This window comes from uncultured Roseobacter sp., assembly GCF_947491795.1.
Classification (GTDB): domain Bacteria; phylum Pseudomonadota; class Alphaproteobacteria; order Rhodobacterales; family Rhodobacteraceae; genus Roseobacter.
Genome location: NZ_CANLKW010000025.1, coordinates 1 through 1,587 on the forward strand (window position 1 = coordinate 1; position 1,587 = coordinate 1,587).

At 56.4% G+C, this 1,587-nt stretch carries 2 protein-coding genes; both read left to right on the forward strand.

The annotated features are described in order from the left end of the window. Nucleotides 1-381 (forward strand): site-specific DNA-methyltransferase (locus Q1A34_RS21895; protein WP_300039634.1); only part of this gene is annotated, 381 nt, incomplete at its 5' end. Continuing rightward, nucleotides 381-1,226, forward strand: coding sequence for a DUF5681 domain-containing protein (locus tag Q1A34_RS21900; protein WP_300039636.1), 846 nt, complete (start codon nucleotides 381-383; stop codon nucleotides 1,224-1,226). The genes Q1A34_RS21895 and Q1A34_RS21900, both read left to right, overlap by 1 nt. Nucleotides 1,227-1,587 lie beyond the last annotated feature (361 nt).

Sequence of the window (1,587 nt, forward strand, 5' to 3'; positions counted from 1 at the left end):
GCGCATACCAACAGCTTTGGTTTGGGCGAGACCGGTCGCTATCGCACCAATGTCTGGGACTATGCCGGTGCCAATGCGCTTGGACATTCACGGGATTCCGACCTCGCAATGCACCCTACCGTTAAGCCGGCAGCGCTGATCCGCGATGCAATCCAGGACTGCAGCCGCCGGGGTGATCTTGTACTCGATCTGTTCGGCGGATCTGGCAGCACATTGATTGCGGCAGATCAATGCGGGCGGCGGTCCTGCCTGTTAGAGTACGACCCACTGTACTGCGATACAATCATCCGGCGTTTTGAAGCGCATGCTGGCCGAGCGGCATCATTGGTGCCCGATGGCAGTACATTCTCAGATCTGACGGCTCGCAGGAATGCAACCTGATGCCCCGCCGGACAAAGGCTCAGAAGCTGTCGCCTGTCCAGGAGGAGACCACATTTACCGAACTGGATGCCGCCATTGACTCGGTGTCAGGCCGCAAGGTTACTGTGCGCAGAGACCGCGCAACAAAAGAGATTACTGTTCTCGAGGCCGTTCTGGAAAACCTCGCGCAACTGGCATTGAAAGGTGGTTCGCATGCGACCAAACAGATGATCGATCTGTTCATGCAGGTTGAGGAAAAAAAATACAGCCTGCGCGAAGAGGAAATACGTGGCTGGACAAGCTACAAAAACACACGGAGTGCTGAAGTTCTTGCTGCGCGCGAAAAAGGCCTTCCGGAGCCGGAAATATTACCGCACCCCGATGACGTGATCATAGACAGATCATCCGGGGTGACAATCGACGGACCAGTGATCCGTGAGGACATCGGCACTGCGCAAAAGGCGAAACAACTGATTACTGCAGTTCTGCTTCAGGAAGCGCTGGAGATGCGCCGGAACCGGGTAAAGGGCGAGCCTGAGCAGGTCCCGGGAACTCCGCTGATGTTTGCCATTTGGCTCAACCGTTCAGCCCTGAACAAACGCATGCGGTTTACGGATGACGAAATGATCGACATGCGCATGCGTTTGCGGGGTTTAAGTATCCGCGAACTTGAAAAGCGCGCATTCCGAATGTGGAAGGTAAGTGGCATGCCTGTAAAACGCGGGGCGTTTATCTGGTCCAATGATGTTGCCGCAGGCATCATGCAGTTCAGCGCAAATGCAACAGTTATCATAGCAAGTAAAGATCAGACCGATGGTCAGAAGAACGAGGCTTTGAGTCTCCTGGTCCGACGGATGTTCGGTTGAATCCTCCGGTTATGCGGGTGACCGGGGTACATGGCTTGCGACCGGTTCCTTGTGTCCGGATGTTATGTACCAAACTGAACGCTGCCATACGTTGACACATGCAGTGCAGCTTCAGATGCGCAGGCTGCTGACGTGACACGGTGATAATCTGCCTGCCGCAGCGCGGGGGGGATCCCGCAGCGTTTTGCGGGGTTCCCGGAGTGCCGGACGGCAGGCCCCGCCGTCAGCTCCACACACCGGCGTATTCCGGCTCTTCCGGACACGCGGAGGCGTTGGGCAGATGCCCGAGCTGCCGGAACAGTGTGGTCTTCATCAGAGAACCAGGCTTTGTCGCTGATAGACCGTTGTCAATCTGCTGCCT